At 36.0% G+C, this 4,712-nt stretch carries 7 protein-coding genes and 1 pseudogene; all 8 read right to left on the reverse strand.

The genetic code is table 11. The features are described 5' to 3' along the window. The coding region (locus ACFIME_RS03305; protein WP_375684477.1) for a DUF6990 domain-containing protein at window positions 1-849 on the reverse strand (849 nt) is incomplete at its 3' end. Window positions 850-948: 99 nt separating this feature from the next. Continuing rightward, window positions 949-1,320: pseudogene (locus ACFIME_RS03310) on the reverse strand (SMI1/KNR4 family protein); the annotation flags it as partial. A gap of 111 nt (window positions 1,321-1,431) precedes the next feature. Further along, window positions 1,432-1,896, reverse strand: a complete 465-nt coding sequence (locus ACFIME_RS03315) for an SMI1/KNR4 family protein (protein WP_375678117.1) — start codon at window positions 1,894-1,896, stop codon at window positions 1,432-1,434. A gap of 54 nt (window positions 1,897-1,950) precedes the next feature. Then, entirely contained in the window at window positions 1,951-2,529 is a 579-nt protein-coding gene (locus ACFIME_RS03320; protein WP_375684478.1) for an SMI1/KNR4 family protein, read from the reverse strand. Window positions 2,530-2,581: 52 nt separating this feature from the next. Beyond that, the gene (locus tag ACFIME_RS03325) at window positions 2,582-3,169 is read right to left on the reverse strand and encodes an SMI1/KNR4 family protein (protein ID WP_375630403.1); all 588 of its coding nucleotides are present in this window, start codon (window positions 3,167-3,169) and stop codon (window positions 2,582-2,584) included. After that, window positions 3,166-3,639 (reverse strand): SMI1/KNR4 family protein, encoded by a 474-nt coding sequence (locus ACFIME_RS03330; RefSeq protein WP_375684479.1) that lies wholly within the window; start codon window positions 3,637-3,639, stop codon window positions 3,166-3,168. Before ACFIME_RS03330 ends, ACFIME_RS03325 begins: the two co-directional genes overlap by 4 nt. 52 nt (window positions 3,640-3,691) lie before the next feature. Continuing rightward, window positions 3,692-4,264, reverse strand: coding sequence for an SMI1/KNR4 family protein (locus tag ACFIME_RS03335; RefSeq protein ID WP_375684480.1), 573 nt, complete (start codon window positions 4,262-4,264; stop codon window positions 3,692-3,694). A 55-nt stretch (window positions 4,265-4,319) separates the two neighbouring features. Further along, a partial coding sequence (locus tag ACFIME_RS03340; protein ID WP_375684481.1) for an HNH/ENDO VII family nuclease occupies window positions 4,320-4,712 on the reverse strand: 393 nt, incomplete at its 5' end.

Below are 4,712 nucleotides of genomic sequence, written 5' to 3' on the forward strand. Positions count from 1 at the left end.
CCCCCCCCCAATCGTATTAAAAGAATTATAAATATTTTTAGGAGAAACACACCAATATTCCTCACTAAAGTGAATACAATTGCAAGCAACAGAAATCATTTCATTAGATATTTCAGCTTCAATACGGACATTGTAATTATCATGAAGACGTATAAAACCAAAATCAAATTGAATGAAGCAGTCGGGCAAAATCAACCACATTTTTCCAGGCTCCGTAGCAAACCACCCTTGTGTTTTGAGAACGCGCATTGCTGCTGTGAGGCTTATCGAGCGCTGTTTGGTTTTTTTGCGCGTTAGAATATCATCCAACTCCCCATTTTTATAGGCTTGCGCAAAAAAAAGCAGGCGATCATCCGATGTCATTGTTTTATAATCAGCAAATTCTGGCACAGATAGTTTTGGAGTAGATCTATCACTCCTTAAAGCCTCCATATCACCAAGTAATGCTTGTGCAACGGCAGAATGATCAGCAGCTTCCTCGCACAACTTTTTTTCAATATCCTGTGCTTGCGCCCATGCAATCACTTTGTTTAAAGCGGTTGTGATATGGCTTTCGGAAAGATCCGGAGCTTTAACATTAAAATCCTCCTTCGCGTAAAACAGCACATCTCCATATTTACGCTGTGATTTTTCACCTCTAGAATATTCCCGAGCAAGACAATAAGCAGCGGTGGTGAGATCAGCCGAAAGCAAAAACTCTTTGCCACTCTCTCCATAATTTTTTACACCATAGCCAATACCGACAATGCGATCGGGAAGATGATAATGCGCAAAGGTATCCCCCACGTTATCACGATAAGGCTCCCAGCCCAGTCTTTTTAAAATCTCTGTGACATCTTTGGTTTGCATCATCATTCCCCCAGCATGATCTGTAATTCTTTTACATAAAAATTACTTGTGTAATACTTAGGCTCTCTAGAAAGACTATATATTTTCTCACTATCAATTTCACCTCTTCCATAGTTTTTTCCAAAAACTCTTGTAAAAAGGTATAGGTTGCGGAGTGGGAGTGTTCTCAATCTTTTCAATCGGTTGGTCACCATCAGGTATCTCAACTCCCGCGTGTACTTTAATTCTTTTGCATAGGAATTCATAAAAATTACTTGCGTAATATTCGCAATCTTCAGATGGAAGCATGACATAAAGTGGGCATTCTCCATCCCTAAACTGCGTATAATCAAAATAAAAGGTTTCACCAAAATCAGCGTAACACACGACAAGCTGTTCTGATGTTGCAAAACCACGTTTTCTAGCATTTAAGTTTTTGAAAACAATATCACCACCAGGGATATCTGCTCCACACTCCTTATAAAGGCTAAAGANAAGTCCTTCCCCCCTAAAAAATATTAACGACGCTTGCATTCTTGAAAAGAAAAAAATAATGGTGGTTTAACATTGCAATTTGAAAGTAAAACCACCATACAAAAAAATCTACTTCAAATTATCTGTAATCCTTTTACAGAGGAATTCATAGAAGTTACTTGCATAATATTGTGGATCTTTGGGTGGAAAATCAAAATAGAGTGCACATTCTCCATTCTGGAATTGAGAATAATCGAAGAAAAATGTCTCTCCAAAATCGGTTCTACTAACAATAAGTTGCTGTGGCGTTGCAAAACCATTTTTTCTATAATTTAAGTTTTTATAAACAATATCATCACTACGAACAATCTCAAAGTTTGTATCATAAACGCTACATATTTCCTCACCACAAATTTCCCCTCTTCCATAGTTTTTTAAAAAACTTTTATAGGAAGACGTAAACTGCAAACCAAGAGTTTTCTCTGCTTTTTCAATCAGTGCATCATCAACTGCTTCATCTGTCGAGCCAAAATCGATACTATCGTTATATTTATCAACTAGTACTGCAACATCAGCTAAGGTATAGGTTTTCATAGATGATCCTCAAAACTTGCGTGATAAACGCTCCATATTTCCTCGTTATCAATTTCACCTCTTCCATAGTTTTTTCCAAAAACTCTTGTAAAAAGGGATAGGTTGCGGAGTGGGAGTGTTCTCAGTCTTTTCAATCGGTTGTTCACCTTCAGGTATCTCTTCTCCCACGCTTTCTTTAATTCTTTTGCAAAGGAATTCATAAAAATTGCTAGCGTAATATTCGCAATCTTCAGATGGAAGCATGACATAGAGTGGGCATTCTCCATCCCGAAACTGCGTATAATCAAAATAAAAGGTTTCACCAAGATCATAACTCACAACGAGTTGTTCTGGTGTCGTAAAACCACGTTTTCTATCATTTAAGTTTTGGTAAACGATATCACCAGCAGGAATACCTTCCCCACAATCCTTATAAAGGCTAAAAATTTCTTCGCCACCAATTTCTCCTCCTTTATAATTTTTTAAAAAACTCTTGTAAGAAGATGTAAATTGTAAACTGAGAATTTTCTCCGCCTTTTCAATTACAAAATCATCAACCGCATTTTTTGCAGTACCAAAATTGATAATCTCATCATCATATTTATTCACTTTATCAATTAATACTGCAACATCATCTAAAGTATAGGTTTTCATAGATGATCCTCAAAACGTGCGTTATAAACGCTCCATATTTCCTCTATCAATTTCACCTCTTCCATAGTTTTTTCCAAAAACTCTTGTAAAAAGGTATAGGTTGCGGAGTGGGAGTGTTCTCAATCTTTTCAATCGGTTGGTCACCATCAGGTATCTCAGCTCCCACGCTTTCTTTAATTCTTTTGCAAAGGAATTCATAAAAATTGCTAGCGTAATATTCGCAATCTTCAGATGGAAGCATGACATAAAGTGGGCATTCACCATCCCTAAACTGCGTATAATCAAAATAAAAGGTTTCACCAAAATCTGTTCTGCTAACGAAAAGCTGTTCTGGTGTCACAAAACCACGTTCTCTATTGAGTAAGTTTCGGTAAACAATATCACCAGCAGGAATACCTTCCCCACAATCTCCATAAATGCTAAATATTTCATCACCACCAATTTCTCCTCCTCCATATTTTTTTAAGAAAACTTTGTAAGAGGATGTGAATTGCAAACCCAAAGCTTTCTCCGCCTTTTCAATCTGTAAATCATCTGTTTCATTCTCTCTATCATCTTCAGTACCCAAATTGATAATATCATCATATTTATTCACTTTATCAATTAATACTGCAACATCATCTAAAGTATAGGTTTTCATAAATCTTCCCCTGCATGGTCCTTAATTCTTTTACAGAGAAATTCATAAAAATTACTTGCATAATAAAGGGGATCTCCAGATATTACCTCAAAATAGAGCGGACATTCACCATCCTGAAACTGAGAGTAATCAAAGTAAAATGTCTCACCAAAATCAGTTCTACTGACAACAAGCTGCTGTGATTTTGCTAAACCATTTTTCATTTCTGTTAAGCGATTATAGACAATGTCACCACCATAAACAGTTTCAAAGTCTACACCATAAATGCTAAAAATTTCCTCGCAACCAATTTCTCCTCCTCCATAATTTTTTAAAAAACTTTTGTAGGACGAGGTGAATTGTAAACCAAGAGTTCTCTCAGCCTTTTCAATCACAAGATCATCAACCGCATTTTTTTCAGTACCAAAATTGATAATATCATTATATTTATCAATTAATACTGCAACATCATCTAAGGTATAGGTTTTCATGGATGATCCTCAAAACTTGCGTGATAAACGCTCCATATTCCCTCTATCAACTTCACCTCTTCCATAGTTTTTTCCAAAAGCTCTTGTAAAAAGGTATAGGTTGCGGAGTGGGAGTGTTCTCAGTCTTTTCAATTGGTTGTTCACCATCAGGTATCTCAACTCCCACGCTTTCTTTAATTCTTTTGCAAAGGAATTCATAAAAATTACTTGCGTAATATTCGCAATCTTCAGATGGAAGCATGACATAAAGTGGGCATTCACCATCCCGAAACTGCGTATAATCAAAATAAAAGGTTTCACCAAAAGCAGCATCACAAACGATAAGCTGTTCTAGTGTTGCAAAACCACGTTTCCTATCATTTAAATTTTGGAAAACAATATCATCAAAAGGAATATCTTCTCCACACTCCTTATAAAGCCTATAGATTTCATAACCACCAATGTCCCCGCCTTTATAATGTTTTAAAAAAACTTTATAGGAAGATGTGAATTGCAAACCAAGAATTTCCTCAGCTTTTTCAATCACGAGATCATCAACCTCCTTATCTTTGCTAGCAAAATTAACAATATCACCTTCATATTTATCAACTAATACTGTAACATCATCTAAGGTATAGGTTTTCATCAATTATCCTCCATAAATTATTTTATAAGTTTCTCTTTTCATCAACCGTAGAGAATTACTGCCGGTGCTTCTGTCCCCATCTGTCAAAATTTAGACCTATAATGCCCCATTTCATATTGATTATTCCTCCTAAACTACTGTTTTCTTGTTCTCCATACCCATTACCAAGTTTATACCAATATTCCTCTCTCTGCTTCTCAAACTTTTTTCTATCTATGAGCGATTGATGTGTTTTTGGATTAGCATGAATAACAGAAGTATATTTTTTATGAAATTCATGGCTCATTTCTGCTAAGGGTCCATCAGGGGTTTGATTTAGGTGATGCAACTCAACAGACTTACCATCATATCCTATAGGTGCTCTTCTTGCTTTCATTCTATCAATATTAGTGCCCCATACCGTTTCCCCTTTTTCAGTCCATTTAACCCTTTTGTTAGGATCAAACAG

The organism is Bartonella sp. AP1QHHD (genome assembly GCF_042196265.1).
Taxonomy (GTDB): Bacteria; Pseudomonadota; Alphaproteobacteria; order Rhizobiales; family Rhizobiaceae; genus Bartonella.

What these genes read in the sequence shown, in the direction of transcription:
- ACFIME_RS03315 (WP_375678117.1), bottom strand. Translation starts at nt 1,896, where the DNA reads ATGAAAACCTATACCTTAGCTGATGTTGCAGTACTAGTTGATAAATAT.
- ACFIME_RS03330 (WP_375684479.1), bottom strand. Translation starts at nt 3,639, where the DNA reads ATGAAAACCTATACCTTAGATGATGTTGCAGTATTAATTGATAAATAT.
- ACFIME_RS03335 (WP_375684480.1), bottom strand. Translation starts at nt 4,264, where the DNA reads ATGAAAACCTATACCTTAGATGATGTTACAGTATTAGTTGATAAATAT.
- ACFIME_RS03325 (WP_375630403.1), bottom strand. Translation starts at nt 3,169, where the DNA reads ATGAAAACCTATACTTTAGATGATGTTGCAGTATTAATTGATAAAGTG.
- ACFIME_RS03320 (WP_375684478.1), bottom strand. Translation starts at nt 2,529, where the DNA reads ATGAAAACCTATACTTTAGATGATGTTGCAGTATTAATTGATAAAGTG.